Annotated in this window: 15 protein-coding genes; 10 read left to right on the top strand and 5 right to left on the bottom strand. The window is 38.3% G+C overall.

Annotated features, from left to right (window positions below):
- Window positions 1–36 precede the first annotated feature (36 nt).
- Both BUW93_RS00515 and gltX read right to left on the bottom strand, forming a co-directional pair.
- On the bottom strand, window positions 37–1,023 hold the full coding sequence (locus tag BUW93_RS00515) for an SPFH domain-containing protein (protein ID WP_081208157.1): 987 nt from the start codon (window positions 1,021–1,023) through the stop codon (window positions 37–39).
- A gap of 110 nt (window positions 1,024–1,133) precedes the next feature.
- Window positions 1,134–2,651, bottom strand: a complete 1,518-nt coding sequence (gltX, locus tag BUW93_RS00510) for a glutamate--tRNA ligase (protein ID WP_081208155.1) — start codon at window positions 2,649–2,651, stop codon at window positions 1,134–1,136.
- A gap of 144 nt (window positions 2,652–2,795) precedes the next feature.
- Here gltX and BUW93_RS00505 point away from each other — a divergent pair, with 144 nt between their 5' ends.
- From BUW93_RS00505 to BUW93_RS00485, 5 genes are all read left to right on the top strand, one after another.
- Window positions 2,796–6,071, top strand: a complete 3,276-nt coding sequence (locus BUW93_RS00505; RefSeq protein WP_232778308.1) for a DUF4175 family protein — start codon at window positions 2,796–2,798, stop codon at window positions 6,069–6,071.
- Window positions 6,067–6,483 carry an rRNA maturation RNase YbeY gene (ybeY, locus tag BUW93_RS00500; protein WP_232778307.1) on the top strand — a complete coding sequence of 139 codons (417 nt, stop codon included), beginning with the start codon at window positions 6,067–6,069 and terminating at the stop codon, window positions 6,481–6,483. The genes BUW93_RS00505 and ybeY overlap by 5 nt, the downstream gene beginning before the upstream one ends.
- 10 nt (window positions 6,484–6,493) lie before the next feature.
- On the top strand, window positions 6,494–8,365 hold the full coding sequence (gene mnmG, locus BUW93_RS00495; RefSeq protein ID WP_081208149.1) for a tRNA uridine-5-carboxymethylaminomethyl(34) synthesis enzyme MnmG: 1,872 nt from the start codon (window positions 6,494–6,496) through the stop codon (window positions 8,363–8,365).
- 121 nt (window positions 8,366–8,486) lie between these two features.
- Window positions 8,487–9,296: a class I SAM-dependent methyltransferase gene (locus BUW93_RS00490; RefSeq protein WP_081209469.1), complete on the top strand. Its 810-nt coding sequence runs from the start codon at window positions 8,487–8,489 to the stop codon at window positions 9,294–9,296.
- A gap of 233 nt (window positions 9,297–9,529) precedes the next feature.
- Window positions 9,530–10,042 (top strand): OmpH family outer membrane protein, encoded by a 513-nt coding sequence (locus BUW93_RS00485; protein ID WP_081208147.1) that lies wholly within the window; start codon window positions 9,530–9,532, stop codon window positions 10,040–10,042.
- Between the two features lie 69 nt (window positions 10,043–10,111).
- Here BUW93_RS00485 and BUW93_RS00480 read toward each other — a convergent pair whose 3' ends face one another.
- Entirely contained in the window at window positions 10,112–10,507 is a 396-nt protein-coding gene (locus tag BUW93_RS00480) for a DoxX family protein (RefSeq protein WP_081208145.1), read from the bottom strand.
- A gap of 2 nt (window positions 10,508–10,509) precedes the next feature.
- Window positions 10,510–11,664, bottom strand: a complete 1,155-nt coding sequence (locus tag BUW93_RS00475) for a DNA polymerase III subunit (RefSeq protein WP_081208143.1) — start codon at window positions 11,662–11,664, stop codon at window positions 10,510–10,512.
- Between the two features lie 70 nt (window positions 11,665–11,734).
- On the opposite strand from BUW93_RS00475, the gene BUW93_RS00470 reads away from it, so the two are divergent.
- The 3 genes from BUW93_RS00470 to BUW93_RS00460 are packed head-to-tail and all read left to right on the top strand — an operon-like array spanning window position 11,735 to window position 15,551.
- Window positions 11,735–12,916: a phosphoglycerate kinase gene (locus BUW93_RS00470; RefSeq protein WP_081208141.1), complete on the top strand. Its 1,182-nt coding sequence runs from the start codon at window positions 11,735–11,737 to the stop codon at window positions 12,914–12,916.
- Window positions 12,917–12,970: 54 nt separating this feature from the next.
- Complete coding sequence (locus BUW93_RS00465) at window positions 12,971–14,548, top strand: lytic transglycosylase domain-containing protein (protein ID WP_081208139.1); 1,578 nt, start codon at window positions 12,971–12,973, stop codon at window positions 14,546–14,548.
- Window positions 14,549–14,573: 25 nt separating this feature from the next.
- Window positions 14,574–15,551, top strand: a complete 978-nt coding sequence (locus BUW93_RS00460) for a DUF4837 family protein (protein ID WP_081208137.1) — start codon at window positions 14,574–14,576, stop codon at window positions 15,549–15,551.
- Between the two features lie 54 nt (window positions 15,552–15,605).
- On the opposite strand, the gene tatA is transcribed toward BUW93_RS00460, so the two are convergent.
- Window positions 15,606–15,797, bottom strand: a complete 192-nt coding sequence (gene tatA, locus BUW93_RS00455; protein ID WP_081208135.1) for a twin-arginine translocase TatA/TatE family subunit — start codon at window positions 15,795–15,797, stop codon at window positions 15,606–15,608.
- A gap of 239 nt (window positions 15,798–16,036) precedes the next feature.
- Here tatA and BUW93_RS00450 point away from each other — a divergent pair, with 239 nt between their 5' ends.
- Window positions 16,037–16,906 (top strand): M23 family metallopeptidase, encoded by an 870-nt coding sequence (locus tag BUW93_RS00450; protein WP_081208133.1) that lies wholly within the window; start codon window positions 16,037–16,039, stop codon window positions 16,904–16,906.
- A 6-nt stretch (window positions 16,907–16,912) separates the two neighbouring features.
- Window positions 16,913–18,412 (top strand): GH3 auxin-responsive promoter family protein, encoded by a 1,500-nt coding sequence (locus BUW93_RS00445; RefSeq protein ID WP_081208131.1) that lies wholly within the window; start codon window positions 16,913–16,915, stop codon window positions 18,410–18,412.
- The last annotated feature ends 3 nt before the right edge of the window (window positions 18,413–18,415 follow it).

Raw genomic sequence — 18,415 nt, 5'->3', positions numbered from 1 at the left:
TTTATTTTACACAGCTGTTTACTTTTAAAAAATTATTTATTCTTCGGGATTGCTATTATCTCTTTTATTTTTTCTTGCTGCGCTCTCCTTTTTCTTTTCTCTTTCTTGTTGCTCATTTTGTTTCTTCATCGCCTCCCCAATTTGATTGGAAGCAGTAAATGAAGCGACCATATTATTGAGCATATCACTGCCTGCCTGAGGAGAATTAGGTAAAAGAATAAGATTGCTGTTGGTCTCTTCCCCAATAGCCTGGAGAGTATCATAGTGTTGGGTAACCACAATTAATGCTGAAGCTTCCTGTGAATTTATCCCTACATTATTTAAGACATCAACACTTTCTTCAAGTCCGCGTGCTATTTCCCTTCTTTGATCGGCGATTCCCTGGCCTTGCAAGCGTTTACTCTCGGCCTCGGCACGAGCCTTGGCTACTATTTTAATTCTATCGGCTTCTGCAACGTATTCTGCAGCCACTTTATCGCGTTCTGCGGCATTTATACGGTTCATGGCAGCCTTCACCTCCACATCGGGATCAATGTCTGTTACAAGCGTTTTAATGATGTCGTAGCCGTAATCTTGCATAGCCTGGTTTAGTTCTCTATTTACGGCAATAGCAATATCATCTTTTCTTTCAAAAACATCATCGAGTCTCATTTTTGGTACTTCGGCCCTAACTACGTCAAAAACATAGGAAGTAATTTGATCTGACGGACTTTCAAGTTTATAAAAAGCATCGTAGACATTGGACTTTACCACCTGGAACTGTACAGAAATTTTTAGTTTAACGAATACATTGTCCTTTGTCTTGGTTTCTATAAGTACATCGAGTTGCTGAACTTTTAAATTGATCCTGCCGGCAATATTATCAATAATGGGAATTTTTAAATGCAGTCCGGAATTACGGATGCTTTGAAATCTTCCGAAGCGTTCAACAATAGCAGCTGATTGTTGCCTGACTATAAATACGCCTGAAAATAAAATTAGTAAGCCTAAAACCAGGATAACGGGTAAGAAAATATAGCTCATAGTGCGTTTTTATATTTGTCTCAAGATAGCAAATAATCTGCTTCACTTCGGAAACAAAAAAACCGGAAGAAATAAATTTTCTTCCGGTTTTTAAATTGGTTGGAAAAATTTTAGCCCAGGGTCGAGATCGCTTTTTCAATTCTTTTAAGCGTTTCTTCTTTGCCGATACTTTCGGCAATAACAAAAAGATCGGCTCCCTGCATTGCACCTACCAGGGCCAGGCGTAAAGGTTGCATAACTTTTCCAAAGCCTATTTCCTTGGCGCCTATCCAGGCCTTTACATTTTCCTGCAGGTTAGAGGCTGAAAAATCATCCTGTTTTTTTAGGAGTTCGCTTAACTCCTGCATTATTTCTGAAGTATCGTTTTTCCAGGCCTTTTTAGTATTTTTAGGATCGTAGGAAGTAGGGGAGATGAAAAAATAATCCCCTTGTTCCCAAAGATCTTTGACAAAAGTTGCTCTCTCCTTAACAATCTCAACAACTTTTTGAACGTAATCTAAATCGGCATCGATTTCTTTTTCCTTAAGTAATTTATGAAATTCCTGCGCCAAAAAATTATCATCTGCTTCTTGAAAATAATGTTGCTGAAACCATTTTGTTTTTTCGGGATCAAATTTTGCACCTCCCTTATGAACGCGACCGAGTTCAAAGGCCCTGGTTAATTCATTTATATCGAAAAATTCCTCTTCGGTACCGGGATTCCATCCCAAAAAGGCCAACATATTGGTAACTGCTTCAGGAAAATATCCATCTTCCCGGTATCCGGCAGATATTTCGCCGGTTTTTGGATCTTTCCATTCTAAAGGAAAGACCGGAAAACCAAGTTTGTCACCATCACGCTTGCTGAGTTTACCTTTGCCTTGTGGTTTAAGAATTAAAGGAAGATGGGCAAATTTAGGTGCTTCCCAACCAAAAGCACGGTATAGCATAACGTGTAGCGCTAAAGAAGGCAACCATTCTTCCCCACGGATAACGTGGGTAATTTTCATTAAATGATCATCTACAATATTCGCGAGGTGATAGGTGGGCATTCCGTCACTTTTAAAGAGCACTTTATCGTCAAGAATTTCAGTGTTGATCTCCATATCACCCCTAATCTCATCCTGGAGATGCAGAATATCACTTTCAGGAGACTTAAAACGGATCACGTAATCTTCACCCTCAGCAAGCCTTAGCTTAACTTCTTCTTCTGAAAGGGATAAAGAATTATCCAGTTTCTGGCGGTTATGCCAGTTATAAATAAAGGTTTTGCCTTTAGCTTCATGTTCTTTTCTGTGATTGTCCAGGGTTTCGGCTTTATCAAAAGCATAATATGCATGGCCGTTGTCTACCAGCTTTTTGGCATAGTCCCGGTAAATATCTTTTCGCTCACTTTGGCGATAAGGGCCAAAATCTCCTTCTTTTCCCGGGCCTTCATCAAATGGAATATTGCACCAGTTAAGTGCATCAATAATATATTGTTCTGCTCCTTCTACAAAACGGTTCTGATCTGTATCTTCAATACGAAGCACAAAAACCCCATCATTTTTTTTAGCGAACAAATAGTTGTATAAAGCAGTTCTAACTCCGCCAATATGCAGGGGTCCCGTAGGACTTGGTGCAAAACGCACCCTTACTTTAGCACTCATAGTTTTAATTTTAAAAAGCAAAGATACAAGCTTTAGGCAGCATTCCTAAACACTATTCCCTGGAGGTTTAATAATTTTTAAAATGGACATAGCTGTAATCCTTGCTGTTTCAGAAGGATAAAAATTGTATTTTTAAGCTTGAAAGTGAAGTTGTCGATGGAAAATTACACCAGGGTAAAAAATAAGCTAAGTGCTTTTATATCAAAATACTACAAAAACAAACTGCTTAAAGGAGCTATTCTTTTTACGGCAGTTGGCTTGCTGTATTTTTTACTGATCCTTTCTATAGAGTATTTTTTCTGGCTTAATACCACAGGGCGGCAAGTGCTTTTCTGGCTTTTTCTAATTCTCGAAACCGGTCTTTTAATCTATTTCATCTTTATTCCCTTAAGCAAATTGTTCAGGTTATCCGGGGTATTATCTGAAGAAGATGCCTCCAGGATCATTGGAGAGCATTTTCCTGAGGTGAAGGACAAACTACTTAACCTTCTTCAGCTTAAGAATTCAGAAAAAAGGTCGGATCTTTTACTTGCCGGAATAGATCAAAAAGCCAGGGAGCTACATCCAATTCCTTTTAATTCGGCCATTAATTTTAAGAGCAGTCTCAAATATTTAAAATGGGCAGCTTTTCCAGTTATCATATTTTTAACTATTCTTTTTACTGGAAACTCTTCCTTTTTTTCTGAATCTTATGGGAGGGTGGTGAATTACAATTCGGAATTTGAGCCCCCTGCACCTTTTTCTTTTCACCTGGAAAATAAAAACCTGGAAGTGCGTGAAAATCGGGATTTCACTTTAAGAGTTCAAACAATTGGTGAAGTGAGACCTGAAGAGATGAATGTATCTTATAATAATCAGACTTATCTTTTAAGGCAGGTTGAGCCCGCAGTTTTTGAATATACTTTTAAGCGGCTTCAGGAGGATTTGGAATTCAGGCTTAGCTCCAATGGAGTTTCTTCCTCTTTTTATAAGCTTGAGGTTATAAAAGTGCCTGGCCTCATTAATCTTGAAATGAATTTTGATTATCCTGGCTATACCGGGAAGAAGGATGAGGCGATTTCAGGAACTGGAAATGCGCGTATTCCGGAGGGCACAGAGGTTAGCTGGAGAATCGATACCCGGGAAACGGATGAACTTCATTTTACTCTGCCCGATACCAGGCTTAATCTCAAAACAGATTCCGGTAAGGTATCCCACGAGTCCCGCGTGTTTTCTAGCTTTAATTATTCAATAAGTACCTCCAATGCTAAAATCAGCAATTTTGAACCGGTTTCTTACAAAATTGAGGTTGTCAAAGACCGTTTTCCTGAAATAGAAGTCCTTAGAAAATCTGATAGTATTGATGAACAGATTAATTATTTCTTCGGAAAAGTTTCTGATGATTATGCCGTGAATAAACTGCAACTGGTTTATTATCCTGAAGATTCTAAGGACAGCCTGCAGAAGGTTTCAATACCGGTGGCAAAGGAAGCCTTTGCTAATTTTCTCTTTACTTTTCCGGGGGATCTGGATTTGAAAAGAGGGGTAAATTACCTTTATTATTTTCAGGTTTTCGATAATGACGCTGTGAATGGGACCAAGAGTAGTAGGAGTGAGGTTTTTGGCTTCAGAAAAAAAAGTTTCGAAGAAATAGAACAGGAAAAATTGCTGCAACAGGGAGAATCTATCCAGAACCTTAATAGATCTCTGAAAGAAATGGAGTATTCCAAAGAAGAATTAAATGAACTTTCCCGTAAACAAAAGGAAAATAAATCATTGGATTATAATGACCGAAGAAAGCTTAAGGATTTTCTTGAAAGGCAGAAACAGCAGAATGAAATGATGAAGAATTATTCTAAGGAACTTAAGCAAAGTTTAGAGGAAGAAAATGATTCTATAGAAGATAATTCCTATAAAGAGGAATTGAAAAAAAGGCTTGGCAACAACGAAGAACGCCTGGAAGAAAATGAAGCTTTAATGGAAGAATTAAAAGAATTTTCTGAAAAGATAAGCAGGGAGGAGCTGGGTGAAAAACTTGAAGAACTTTCCAAGAGAAACCAATCTCAGCAACGAAATATGGAACAGTTGCTTGAGTTAACCAAACGGTATTATGTAGAAGAAAAAAATCAAAAATTAGCCAGAGATTTGGAGGAATTGGCTAAACGCCAGGAACAGCTTTCTGAAGCTAAGGAAAAAAATAATACTGAATCGCAACAGCAGATTTCCGGGGACTTTGATCAATTCAGGGAAGAGATGGATGATCTTGAAAAAGATAATGAACGACTTAAGGAACCTGTAGACCTGGATCGGGATAAAGTGGATGAAGAAAGTATAAAAAAGGATCAGCGTGATGCCGAAAAGAACTTAGGAGAGAATCAACCTGCCTCAGCAAAAGAAAAGCAAAAGAATGCTGCGAAGAAAATGCGGGAGATGAGTTCTAAAATGAAGAAAAATATGAAGTCAGAATCCGGTGAACAATTAAAAGCAGATATTGAAAGTCTGCGCCAAATTCTGGATAATCTTGTAAGATTTTCCTTTCAACAGGAAGACTTGTTGGAATCATTTAAATCGATGAACAGAGATGATCCTACTTATGCTGTAAAATTAAATATTCAGAATGATCTTAGAGAAAACTTCAGGCATATAGATGATAGTTTATATAGCCTTGCGCTAAGGAATCCGATGCTGAGCGAGGAGATAACAGGAAAATTATCTGATATAGAATTTGATATTAATAAAGCCCTGGAAAGACTTGCAGAGAATGAACTTCCGCAGGGTACTGCCAGCCAACAATATATTGTAACTGGCGCCAATGATCTTGCCTATTTGCTGAGTAATATTTTGTCTTCTATGCAACAGCAGGCTAATCCGCAACTTGGAAAAGGCGGAGGAGAAGGAGAGGAATTTCAGTTACCAGACATTATTAAAAAACAGGGGGAATTGCAAGAGAAACTTGAAGAGGGTCTTGAAAAAAAGCAAGGAGGAGAAGGCAGTGGGAAGCGGATAGGAAATAAACAGGAGCAGGAAAATGGAGAGCTGTTTGAAATATATAAGCAGCAGCAAGAACTAAGGATGGAATTGGAAAAATTATTGAAGGAAGAGGGCCAGGGCAATGATGGGGATAATTTGAGAAATAATATGCAGAAATTGGAAGAAGGTTTGTTGGATAAGGGGTTTAGTCCGCAAAACCTGGAACGAATGAGTAACTTGATGCATGAATTATTAAAATTTGATAAGGCCAGGATGCAACAAGGGGAAGAGAATACCAGAAAAAGTGAAACCAATACAAAAGAATTTGCTAATCCTGCTAAAGATCAAAATCTTAAGGCCAAAGAATATTTTAATCAAACTGAAATTTTAAAAAGACAAATCTTACCTTTGCGCGAAATTTACAAACAAAAAGTAAAGAATTATTTTGAACGCGAATCAGGGACAAATTAACTTTTTTTCAGAAACGGATTTCATTTTGAAAAGTGAAGATGCCTACCGTCAAGGTTTAAACCGGGTGATTGCATCGGAAAAAAAAGGGATTGATGAAATCAATTTTATTTTTTGCGATGATGAGTATTTGCATAAGATAAATCTTCAATATCTGGATCACGACACCTATACCGATATTATTAGTTTCGACAATTCCGTAGGCGATCATTTAGCTGGAGATATTTTTATCAGCATAGAAAGAGTGAAAGAAAATGCACTGGAATTTAATGTGAACTTTGAAGAGGAATTAAAAAGAGTGCTCGTTCATGGAATACTTCATTTTTGCGGATACAAAGATAAAACTGAAAGTGAAAGCATCTTGATGCGACAGAAAGAAGACGAAAAGATTTCAATGTTCCACGTGGAACAATAAAGAGAAATTTATGTTTGAAAAGGAATATGATGTTATAGTAGTTGGTGCTGGCCACGCAGGAAGTGAGGCCGCTGCAGCAGCTGCGAATATGGGTAGTAAAACCCTTCTGGTTACAATGAATTTACAAAACATCGCACAGATGAGCTGCAATCCCGCTATGGGCGGAATCGCCAAAGGGCAGATTGTTCGCGAAATTGATGCGATGGGAGGCTATAGCGGATTGGTGAGCGACACCAGCGCTATTCAGTTTAAGATGCTTAATAAATCCAAGGGCCCTGCAATGTGGAGCCCGAGAGTGCAGAGTGATAGAATGCGTTTTGCAGAAGATTGGAGGATACGCCTGGAGCAAACCCCAAACCTTGATTTCTACCAGGAAATGGTGGCCGGATTAATTATAAAGAATCATAAGGTAATAGGTGTGAAAACTTCCCTGGGTCTGGAGATAAAAGGGAAATCTGTGGTTCTTACTAATGGTACTTTTTTAAATGGCCTTATTCATATAGGAGATAAAAATTTTGGTGGAGGTAGAGCAGGGGAAAGAGCTGCAACAGGAATCACAAAAGATCTTGTAGATGTAGGATTTGAAACTGGCAGAATGAAAACAGGAACCCCTCCAAGGGTTGATGGTCGATCTTTGGATTATTCCAAAATGACCGAACAGCCGGGTGATGAAGTTCCTTCTAAATTTTCATTTCTTGATGAAACAAAACCTTTAAGTAAACAACGATCCTGTTATATGACCTATACCTCAAATGAGGTTCATGAGATTCTAAAAGAAGGCTTTGAAAGATCGCCTATGTTTAATGGAAGAATTCAAAGCATTGGCCCGAGATATTGTCCTTCTATCGAAGATAAAATTAATCGTTTTGCTGATAAAGACAGGCACCAGCTTTTTGTGGAACCTGAAGGTTGGAATACCGTAGAAGTTTATGTAAATGGCTTTTCAACTTCGCTGCCGGAAGATGTTCAATTTAAAGCTTTACGATCTGTTGCTGGTTTTGAAAACGTGAAATTTTTTCGTCCTGGATATGCCATAGAATATGACTATTTTCCTCCAACTCAATTAAAGCACAGTCTGGAAACCAAACTGGTTGAAAATCTATATTTCGCCGGGCAAATAAACGGTACTACAGGTTACGAGGAAGCGGCCTCACAAGGATTAATGGCCGGGTTAAATGCCGCCCTGAAAATTCAGGGAAAAGAGGAATTTCTCCTTAAAAGAAACGAGGCTTACATCGGAGTTTTGATTGATGATCTTATTACAAAAGGTACAGAAGAGCCATATAGAATGTTTACTTCCCGGGCTGAATACCGAACTCTTTTAAGACAGGATAATGCCGATTTCAGGTTAACTGAGCGTGCTTATAAATTAGGCCTGGCATCAGAAAAAAGGATGCGGAAAATGGAAGAGAAGAAGGACAAGTCTTTTGCTTTTGTAAATTATCTGAAAGATAAAAGTGTTTCCCCTGAAGATGCAAATCCTGTTTTGGAGAAATATAATTCCTCTCCAATGAAACAAAGTGATAAGATATTTAAGGTTTTTTCGAGGCCGAATATCGACATGAAAGATATTCGGAATTTCCCGGGTGTCGAGGAATACATTCAGGAGAATAATTTAAATTCAGAAATGCTGGAACAAACCGAAATCCAGGTGAAGTATTCGGGCTATATCGCAAAAGAAAAAAACAATGCCGATAAGCTCAACAGGTTGGAGGATGTGAAAATTCCGAAGGATTTTGATTACTCGAGGATTAAATCAATGTCTTTTGAGGCCAGGGAAAAGTTGAATAAGGTTCAACCAACAAGTGTGTCTCAGGCTTCCCGTATTAGCGGAGTGAGCCCCAATGATGTTTCGGTATTATTGGTATATATGGGGAGATAGGATCCGGTTAGTTCCACGTGGAACAATTCTAATAATTTGAGTGATTTTTTTAAGGCCTAATACCAAGATTTAATTTATATCCTTGGCAGATACGCAAATAGAAAAAGAAAAAAAAGCTTTTATGGAATGCAGGGATTTTTTGGTTTCGAAAGAAAAATTTCAGCTTCTTCCTGTTGTCGATTTTGAGATTTTAAAAACATCTCCTGTTCCTCAAAATTTAGCGCCTTATTATGAAAGTGAAAATTATATTTCGCATACAGATTCTTCTAAAGGAATAACCAATAAAGTTTATCAGCTTGTAAAAAACTATATGCTTGATCAAAAATTAAATTGGATAGAAGCATTAAAATCGCCGGGAAAATTATTGGATGTAGGTGCAGGAACCGGGGATTTTATTTTAAGTGCAAAAAAAAGAGGTTGGCAGGTGAGCGGGGTTGAGCCAAATAAATCTGCCAGGGAATTGGCGATTCACAAAAATCTTGAACTTAAGGAAGGGCTTTCAAAATTTGACGGGGAAAAATTTGATGTTATTTGTCTTTGGCATGTCCTGGAACACATTCCTGATCTTGAAAAAGAAATTTCCAGATTAAAAGCAATGCTTAAGAAAAATGGGATCCTGGTAATTGCCGTACCCAATTTTAAAAGTTATGATGCGAAATATTACCGGGAATTTTGGGCAGCTTATGATGTGCCCCGACATATTTGGCATTTTTCTCAAAACGGAATTAAAAAATTATTCTCCAAATTTGATTTTGATTTAATCGATACCCGAGCTCTAATTTTTGATGCCTATTATGTGAGCCTGCTTTCTGAAAAAAATAAGACTGGTTCCTCAAATTTGGTAAATGCTTTTTATCGGGGGTGGAAATCAAACCGACAGGCAAAATATGATTCTGAGTATTCTTCTTTGGTATATTTCTTTCAAAAATAGCTGAATTCTCATTTTAAGCTCATTTAAAAGCTTTTTAAGCTTCGGGAGGGGAACACACTATGCTTCTTCCTTTTTCCTTTACAGAATCGATGAGAATGCTTCATTTTTAATAAAGGATATTTATTCAACCTCTATCATCCATAGCTTTTTTAGATATCGGACCAAATATGGTTTGCAAATGCAAAATTTAAAGATTAGAGTTTTATACATTTGTCCAAACAAAAATTAGTAAAATGAAGAAAGTATTTTTAATCGCGGTTCTCTCGGTATTTTTTGTTTCCTGTAATGAGGACAAGACAGCTTATGTTGATACCACAAAACTTATTCAGGAGTATCAGGAAATGAAGGATGTTGAAGCCGAGTTCAGTAAAAAATCTGATGCTGTTAAAGGGGAGTTGGATTCTGTTGCGTCTGCTTTTCAGGCAGAAGTGCAGGCTTACCAGTCTAAGATGAACTCTATGTCTCAGGCGCAGCGCCAGGAAAGAGAACAGCAGCTAATGCAAAAACAGCAACAGCTACAGCAGCAGCAACAGCAAAGAGGTGGTTTATTGCGCCAGGAAAGTGATGCTGCAATAGACTCTATTGTAGAGAAGGTTAAAAATTACGTAGAAGGATACGGAGAAGAAAATGGCTATACTTATATTTTCGGTTCCAATGAATCTGCAAATATTATGTATGCAAAAGATGGGTTGGATATCACAGAAGAAATATTGGAAGAATTAAATGCTTCTTATAAAAAGAACTAATTCTTTTCGGATTAAAAAATAGAAAAGCCCCAAGTTGGGGCTTTCTTATTTTTAGAAGGAGTAGTGAAATTAAGATAGGAGAAAAACTCCGAAGATCACGATTAAAAAATAACCTGTAAGAGTAAAGGCCCCGGCATAATCTTTAGCTACTCTTTGCCCGAATAAGAGCATTAAAAGAGTGATAGCAGCCAAAAGACATGCATAAAATGCCCAGGCCGAACTATTATATAATAGGATCCAGGCTATTCCTAATAAGCTCAGAATACCCACCAGTATTTCTAATATCATTATAATCCCAACCATAAGGGGAACCATTCCCCCCATAAATGTACCCTTAAAATGTTCTTTTAGCCAGCCTGTATTTCCTTTCCAGTCGGTCGCTTTGTCAATACCCGATTGAAAAAAAGTGATTAGAATAAATAAGAGAATAAGAATTTCGGTGATAAAGTTGTAAAGATTGGTCATAATTATGCGGTTTTTTTATGCAGATATCGCGTTAGTTTAATTGAAAGGTTAGTAAGAACGATCTTTGAATTTGCGTTACGGCCAATGTGGTAGATGGCCTCTTCCAGGGCCTGGTTAATTTCCAGGATATTTCCTCCATGCACGTAGGGGGCGAATTTTTTTATTTGGAAACCTTTTGTCCTGGGTTCCAGATATACCAAATTATTAGCTTTATAATTATACATAAGTGCCTGCCGGAAAAAATCCATACAATACAGAAGAAAACTTTTTTGACTTTCTCTTCCCAGTCCTGCGATTTCTTCGCTCCAGGCAATTAGTTCTAAAACGGTAGATTTATTCCCTTTTGCCTTGAAGGCACTTCTTACCCAATTAATAAACCACATTTCAAATTGTTCATCTCCTGCATTTTTTTGTAAAAGATGCAAAGCCCTGGTGAAACTACCATTGGCCTGATGTGCTATTTTTAATGCTTCCTCCTGGTTGCAGTTTTCCTTTTTAATGAGAAATTCTGCAATTTCAGCTTCGGGTAGAGGAGGGAAATGCAGCGTCTGGCACCTGGATCTTATGGTTTGAATAATCTGCTCCTCTTCTTCAGCTATTAGAATAAATAGCGTTTTATTTGGCGGTTCCTCAATGAGCTTTAGCAACTTATTAGCGGCTTCGCGATTCATCTTTTCCGCCATCCAGATAAGCATTACTTTAAAACCGCCTTCATAAGCTTTTAATGAAAGCGATTTTACAATATCCTGAGCCTCATCAACTCCTATCTTTCCCTGTTTGTTCTCAATGCCAAGCTCCTGGTACCAATCGAATAAACTTCCGTAGGGATTAGACTTTACAAAATTGCGCCATTCCTCCATAAAGTGACCTGAAACTGCATGGCTTTTAATTTTTTCATTGTTTGCAACAGGAAAGGCAAAATGCAGGTCGGGATGAGCAAGGTTTTCAAACCTGAGATTACAGGTTTCGAGGCCCGAATTATTTTCCCCACCCTTATTTTTGCATAAAACGTATTGTGCATAGGCAATTGCCATAGGTAAAGTGCCGCTTCCAGAATTTCCAACAAAGAGTTGCGCATGTGGAATCCTGTTGTTATCTGCGGTTGTGGAAAGATGGTTTTTTATGTGGGCTAAGCCTATTATATCTTCAAAAAGCATAAGCAAATATAAAACTTATATGCACTTTTATATCTTCGGAAAAAATTATATTTGTAATTAAAGCAAGACTATGAAAACATTAGACGATTACAATTTTAAAAATAAAAAGGCACTTATTAGAGTAGATTTTAACGTGCCATTGAAAGATTCGAAAGTAACAGATGCCAACCGGATAGAAGCTGCCAAACCTACAATAATAAAAATACTTGAAGATGGTGGTAGTGTGGTGCTTATGTCTCACCTGGGTAGGCCAAAAGGAAAAGAAGAAAAATATTCACTTAAGAATATAGTTTATAAAGTATCAGAGGTCTTAGGAGTTGAAACCAAATTTGTAGATGATTGTGTTGGAAATAAGGTGCAAGCCGCCGCAGATAATCTACAACCCGGCGAAGTTCTTTTATTGGAGAATCTTAGGTTTTATGATGAGGAAACAGAAGGAGATGAAGATTTCGCCAAACAGCTTTCTGAATTAGGTGATATTTATGTAAACGATGCATTTGGAACAGCCCATCGCGCGCACGCCTCAACAACTATTGTTGCTAAATTCTTTGAAGAGAAATGCTTTGGGTATTTACTGGAAAAAGAGATTAAAAGCCTGGATAAGGTCTTAAACAGTAAAGAAAAACCGGTTACCGCTGTTCTTGGCGGTGCAAAGGTATCTTCCAAAATTACAGTAATTGAAAATATTCTTGACAAAATAGATCATCTAATTATAGGTGGCGGTATGGCCTACACCTTTATTCTGGCCCAGGGGGGAGAAATTGGAAATTCCCTGGTCGAAGAAGATAAAAAGGAGCTTGCTCTTGAAATCCTGAAAAAAGCTAAGGATAAAGGAGTAGAAATTCACTTGCCGGTTGATTCGGTTATCGCAGATAGTTTTTCTGAAGAAGCCAGCACACAGGTGGAACGTATTGATAATATTCCTGATGGCTGGATGGGACTTGATGCCGGACCTGAATCGCTTAAGAATTTTGAGGCGGTGATCAAAAAATCCAAAATTATCCTTTGGAATGGCCCGCTTGGAGTTTTTGAAATGGACAAATTCGCTAAAGGAACCATCAAATTAGGTGAATTTATCGCTGATGCCACTGCAAAAGGAGCGTTTAGTCTGGTAGGTGGCGGAGACTCGGTTGCCGCCGTGAAGAAATTTGGGTTTGAAGATAAGGTGAGTTATGTTTCTACCGGGGGTGGAGCTATGCTGGAAATGCTTGAAGGAAAATCCCTGCCTGGGATTGAGGCTATTGAAAAATAAGGTACGAAAATTGAGAAAATTTCGTTTTCCTTATAAAATTTTAGAATCTATTTGATGAAGTATATTTTCTCCCTATCGCTGTTGTTTTTTAGCCTGGGCATATTAGCGCAGGTAGAGCAAGAAAAGAGGCTTGAAAAAGCAAATTTCAGAGTTCAGATCTTTGAAAAACCCAGCACTTCAGAGATCATCCTTACTGAGCCTGATCCCGAATTTAAAAATAAACTTCCAATTTCAGCTTTGATAAAAGATTCTGCAGCGGTAAACCTGCAGGATCTTCCCAAAGCTGCAGAAATAGATTCGCTGTGGAAATTACAGCTTCTTAATACCAGCTTATTCGATACTATTCAGAAAAGTATTCACGAACAGGATTATTCAGAAGTTGTTTATAAGGACCTGCCAACAGACACCTTAAAAGCCCGTTTGGAGAAACTTAATTCCAGAACCCCTTTTAATATAGAGTATAATCCAATCCTGGAAAGCGTAATAAAATCATATTTAAAGCGCAATAAAAGAGCCATGGAAAACCTAATGGCTTTAAGCGATTACTATTTCCCGATGTTCGAAAAAGAACTGGATAGGTTTGATATTCCCCTGGAGATTAAATACCTGGCGATTGTAGAATCGGCATTGAATCCACGGGCGCGCTCCCGGGTGGGAGCCACTGGTTTATGGCAGTTTATGTTTCCTACCGGAAAAATGCTGGATCTGGATGTTAGTTCTTATGTGGATGAACGAATGGATCCTGAAAGATCTACTGAAGCCGCAGCCAAATACCTGGCGAGCCTCTATAAATCTTTTGGGGATTGGGATATGGTCCTGGCTTCTTATAATTCCGGGCCGGGTAATGTTTCAAAGGCGATAAGAAGAAGCGGCGGCTCTACCAATTACTGGCATTTAAGAAGATATCTCCCTCGTGAAACAGCGGGTTATGTACCAGCTTTCCTTGCTACCTTATATATATTTGAATATGCCGAGGAGCATGATTTTCAGCCTAAAAAGCCGGACGTAGCTTTCTTTGAAACCGATACTATCAGGGTAAAGAAGATGCTTACTTTTGATCATATTTCGGCGATTACTGGTGTTGAAAAGGAAATGCTTCAATTTTTAAACCCAAGCTACAAACTGGATATTATTCCCTTTGTAGAAGAAAAAAAATATAGCCTTAGATTACCAAGATCGGTATCTGGGGCTTTTGTGACTAATGAAGACGAGATCTATGAGTATGTAACTGAAGATCTTGCCGTAAAAGAAAAAAAGCTACCAAAATATATTGAAACTGAAGACAGGATTCGGTATAAGGTGAAAAGTGGAGATTATCTCGGGAAGATAGCCGCCCGCTACGGCGTGGGAATAAGTAGTATTAAACGATGGAATAATTTGAGGTCCAATAATTTACGAATAGGGCAATACCTTACTATTTATCCCAGAAAACCTGCTGTTTCCCAATCATCATCTTCTCAAAATAATACTAACCCAAAGGCTACAAAAATCTATACGGTAAAAAAAGGAGACTCCTTGTGGAGTATTTCCCGTAAGTTTCCGGGAGTTACGGTACAGAATTTGAGGGCTTGGAATGATGTGGGCTCTTCCAGCCTGAAACCCGGGATGAAACTTAAAGTTTCCAAAGGGTAAATTTGTAAATCAAATTAAGCCAAAAATGAAAAAATCTTTAGTTCTTCTTTTATCCTTATTTCTTTTTATTTCCTGCGATGACCAAAACGAGAAAAAGGAACGTATTTTAGTAGATTCTTCGGGGAATATCAATCAGGTAACTTTAATAATTGAAAACAATCTCTGGGAAGGCCCCGTGGGAGAGGCACTTCGCAATAATTTTGCCGCAACCGTAGATGGTTTGCCCCAGGAGGAACCTACCTTTTCTCTTAAGCAAATCCCACCGGAAACCTTTACCGGCTTTGTAAGAAGAAACCGTTCCTTTATAAAGGTTGAAAAAGCTAATGAAGCAGGAGTTAAGGTGCTAAACAATGTATATGCACGTCCGCAAACCGGAATAATTATTTCCGGGCCTAATGAAGAAGAAATTATTCGAGCCATTAATGAGGGTGCAGATAAGGCTATTGCTGTCTTCAAAGAGACTGAAATGAAGGAGAAACAACGCAGAATGCAAAAATCTCTCGGGAAAGATCAGAAACTGGAAGAGGAGTTTGGCCTGTCTCTTAAATTTCCCTCAATTTATCGTTATGCAGTTGAAGAAGATGGTTTTATTTGGCTTAGAAAAGAGATCACGAAGGGAAATATGGAATTACTCATTTACGAGGTTCCTCTCAATCAAATTGAAAAAGACACTAATATAATTGGCAATATCATTAAGATGAGAGATTCTATTGGAGAAGCTTATATTCCCGGCCCGGTGGAAGGTAGTTATATGATTACCGAAGAAGCCTATGCGCCTTATCTTTTTGAAACCGAGATAGACGGAAAGTTTGCCTATGAAACCCGGGGAACCTGGGAGGTTAAGAATGCCTTTATGGCCGGACCCTTTGTAAACTATGCAATTAGAGATGAAGCCAACAACCGTTATTTGGTTGTTGAAGGTTTTGTTTTTTCACCAGCAAGAGGAAAACGTGACAATATCTTCGAGTTGGATGCTATCCTACAATCTGCGAAGATTAAATAAAAAGAAAAAGCCCAACTGGAAAGTTGGGCTTTTTCTTTTATAAAAATAAGGTAGTTATTTCTTCTCTTCGGGAACTTTATTCTCGTCATTATCATCTTTGGAAGCGTCCTTGAATTCTTTAATTCCACTACCCAATCCTCTCATTAATTCAGGAATTTTTCGACCTCCAAATAACAGTAGAACCACAATTACAATTAAAATGATTTGCGGTGCTCCTATCGCCAATGGTAAAATAAATGTATTCATAACTTTAATTTAGATTTCACAAACTTAACAAGAATTCATTAAAATATCCCTTTATTAACACAAATTAATTTCATTAGGTTCTTTTAATTGCTTCATTATAAGTCGCTCTAAATTTAAAGCCATTACTAAATAAAATACCTATTTGAGCATTATAGTATAAGTTTTGGAATCTATTTTGATATTCAAATCACAATTGCACCGAATAATTTTAATTTATCTTTGCGAAAGCTTTGTAATCTATGGCAGCCAATAAGAAACATAAAAAGAAATTCGCCAAAAAACTACTTCATAAGTACCGCCTGGTAATATTAAATGAAGATACTTTTGAGGAGCGACTTTCATTTAAACTTACCCGCCTGAACGTTTTCGTAACGGTCACTCTTAGTGCTATACTCCTGGTGGCAGCCACCACGGTTATTATTGCCTTTACGCCTTTACGGGAATATATTCCCGGATATTCTTCTCCTGAATTAAAGAGCAGGGCAGTAGATCTCGCTTATAAATCAGACTCATTGCAGCGGGTTTTGAAGCTTAATGACCAATATCTCAATTCTATAAAAAGTGTTTTAACAGGAGAAGCTGAAACCAGATCGCTTAACAGGGATTCGCTTATGGAAAGCCCACAACCACCTGGAGAAATAGAACAAATAGAACCTTCCCGGGCAGATTCCCTTTTACGGGAAGAAGTAGCACAGGAAGATAAATATAATATCCTGGCCTCTGCAGTAGATAATGTTGATTTTTCTTTATTTCCGCCGGTAAAAGGATCTATTTCTGAAGGTTTTAATCTTAAAGACAGGCATTATGCCATAGATATTGTAGTGCCAAAAAATTCTGCAGTAAAATCGGTGGCTGAAGGAAGAGTGATTTTTTCAGAATGGACTACACAAACCGGTTATGTTATTATTGTACGGCATAACTATGGCCTCCTTTCGGTATATAAACATAATGCCTCCTTAACTAAAGAACAGGGAGATATTGTAAAAACCGGGGAAGTGATAGCCACAGCAGGATCTACCGGAGAATATACCAGCGGCCCTCATTTGCATTTTGAACTCTGGAACGAAGGAGTACCGGTAAACCCAACCGATTATATTGATTTTGATTAAAACTATATGTCTTTAAAATCCATAGGAGCAAAATTATTTGCCCGATACATACGCAAAAAAATTGATGCCTGGGCTTCAAAACCTGAAGCTACTCAGCAAAAGGTCTTCGAAAAACTTATTAGCCAGGCAGGGAACACCAGCTTTGGGAGAGATCACGATTTCCAAAGCATAAAAACATATGGCGATTTTGCAGAAAAAGTTCCTGTTAGGGACTATGAAGAATTAAAATCCTGGGTAGATAAAATGGTTGCCGGGGAAGCTGATGTTCTATGGCCGGGAAAACCGCTGTATTATGCAAAAACCTCCGGTACTACCAGTGGAGCGAAATACATTCCTCTTACAAAAGAATCTATGCCAACGCATATTAATGCTGCCCGGAATGCGATATTATGTTATATCGCCGAGACAGGTAATGCATCTTTTGTAGATGGAAAAATGATCTTTTTACAGGGAAGTCCGGAGCTTGATGAAAAAAACGGAGTGAAATTAGGGCGCCTTTCGGGGATTGTTGCACATTATGTGCCTTCATACCTTCAGAAGAACAGGTTGCCAAGTTGGGAAACCAATTGTATCGAAGATTGGGAAACCAAGGTAGACGCTATAGTTGAAGAAACCCGGGGCGAGGATATGACCGTTATTAGCGGGATTCCATCCTGGGTGCAGATGTATTTTGAGCGACTTCAGCAGAAAACCGGGCAAAAGGTGGGAGACCTCTTTAAAAACTTCGAACTTTTTATTTATGGCGGGGTAAACTATGAGCCTTACCGTGCAAAATTTGAAAATCTAATCGGGAGGAAGGTAGATAGTATCGAGCTTTACCCGGCTTCGGAAGGATTTTTCGCCTTTCAGGATAAACAAAACGAGAAAGGAATGCTATTGCAGCTGGATTCAGGGATGTTCTACGAATTCATTAAGACCAATGAATTTTTCGATGAAAATCCCAAACGACTCACGATTGGTGAAGTTGAAACCGGCGTTAACTATGTGATGCTTATCTCCAGTAATGCCGGCCTTTGGGCCTATAATCTCGGCGATACGGTTCAATTTACTTCCACCAGACCCTACCGGCTAATCGTTTCGGGAAGGATTAAGCATTTTATATCGGCTTTTGGAGAGCACGTTATTGCCAAAGAGGTAGAAGAAGCTATGCAGCTCGCTACCACACAAACAAAGGCACGTATTAGTGAATTTACAGTCGCCCCGCAGATCACTCCAGGAAATGATGAATTGCCCTACCACGAATGGTTTATAGAATTTGAAAAAGAACCTGAGGATGTAGATGCCTTCAGAAAAATTCTTGATAAATCTCTTCAGGAGCAAAATTCTTATTATTTTGATCTTATTGAAGGAAAAATACTTCAACCCCTAAAAATCACCCGGGTTCCCTCGAACGGATTTCAGAAGTATATGAAATCCATTGGAAAACTTGGAGGACAGAATAAGCTTCCACGACTTGCTAACGACAGGAAAATTGCTGCTGTTTTGGAAGAAATTATAAAAGTATAATAT

Origin of the sequence: Salegentibacter sediminis (genome assembly GCF_002078605.1) — a bacterium.
Classification (GTDB): Bacteria; Bacteroidota; Bacteroidia; order Flavobacteriales; family Flavobacteriaceae; genus Salegentibacter; species Salegentibacter sediminis.
This window is presented reverse-complemented; position numbering and strand designations above follow the sequence as displayed.

Excerpts from the sequence above, each read along its gene's own strand:
- BUW93_RS00460 (WP_081208137.1), top strand. The coding sequence starts at position 14,574 with ATGAAAAAATCTTTAGTTCTTCTTTTATCCTTATTTCTTTTTATTTCC.
- BUW93_RS00445 (WP_081208131.1), top strand. The coding sequence starts at position 16,913 with ATGTCTTTAAAATCCATAGGAGCAAAATTATTTGCCCGATACATACGC.
- BUW93_RS00515 (WP_081208157.1), bottom strand. The coding sequence starts at position 1,023 with ATGAGCTATATTTTCTTACCCGTTATCCTGGTTTTAGGCTTACTAATT.
- BUW93_RS00480 (WP_081208145.1), bottom strand. The coding sequence starts at position 10,507 with ATGACCAATCTTTACAACTTTATCACCGAAATTCTTATTCTCTTATTT.
- BUW93_RS00450 (WP_081208133.1), top strand. The coding sequence starts at position 16,037 with ATGGCAGCCAATAAGAAACATAAAAAGAAATTCGCCAAAAAACTACTT.
- BUW93_RS00470 (WP_081208141.1), top strand. The coding sequence starts at position 11,735 with ATGAAAACATTAGACGATTACAATTTTAAAAATAAAAAGGCACTTATT.
- tatA (WP_081208135.1), bottom strand. The coding sequence starts at position 15,797 with ATGAATACATTTATTTTACCATTGGCGATAGGAGCACCGCAAATCATT.
- BUW93_RS00465 (WP_081208139.1), top strand. The coding sequence starts at position 12,971 with ATGAAGTATATTTTCTCCCTATCGCTGTTGTTTTTTAGCCTGGGCATA.
- BUW93_RS00485 (WP_081208147.1), top strand. The coding sequence starts at position 9,530 with ATGAAGAAAGTATTTTTAATCGCGGTTCTCTCGGTATTTTTTGTTTCC.
- mnmG (WP_081208149.1), top strand. The coding sequence starts at position 6,494 with ATGTTTGAAAAGGAATATGATGTTATAGTAGTTGGTGCTGGCCACGCA.
- BUW93_RS00490 (WP_081209469.1), top strand. The coding sequence starts at position 8,487 with ATGGAATGCAGGGATTTTTTGGTTTCGAAAGAAAAATTTCAGCTTCTT.
- gltX (WP_081208155.1), bottom strand. The coding sequence starts at position 2,651 with ATGAGTGCTAAAGTAAGGGTGCGTTTTGCACCAAGTCCTACGGGACCC.
- BUW93_RS00475 (WP_081208143.1), bottom strand. The coding sequence starts at position 11,664 with ATGCTTTTTGAAGATATAATAGGCTTAGCCCACATAAAAAACCATCTT.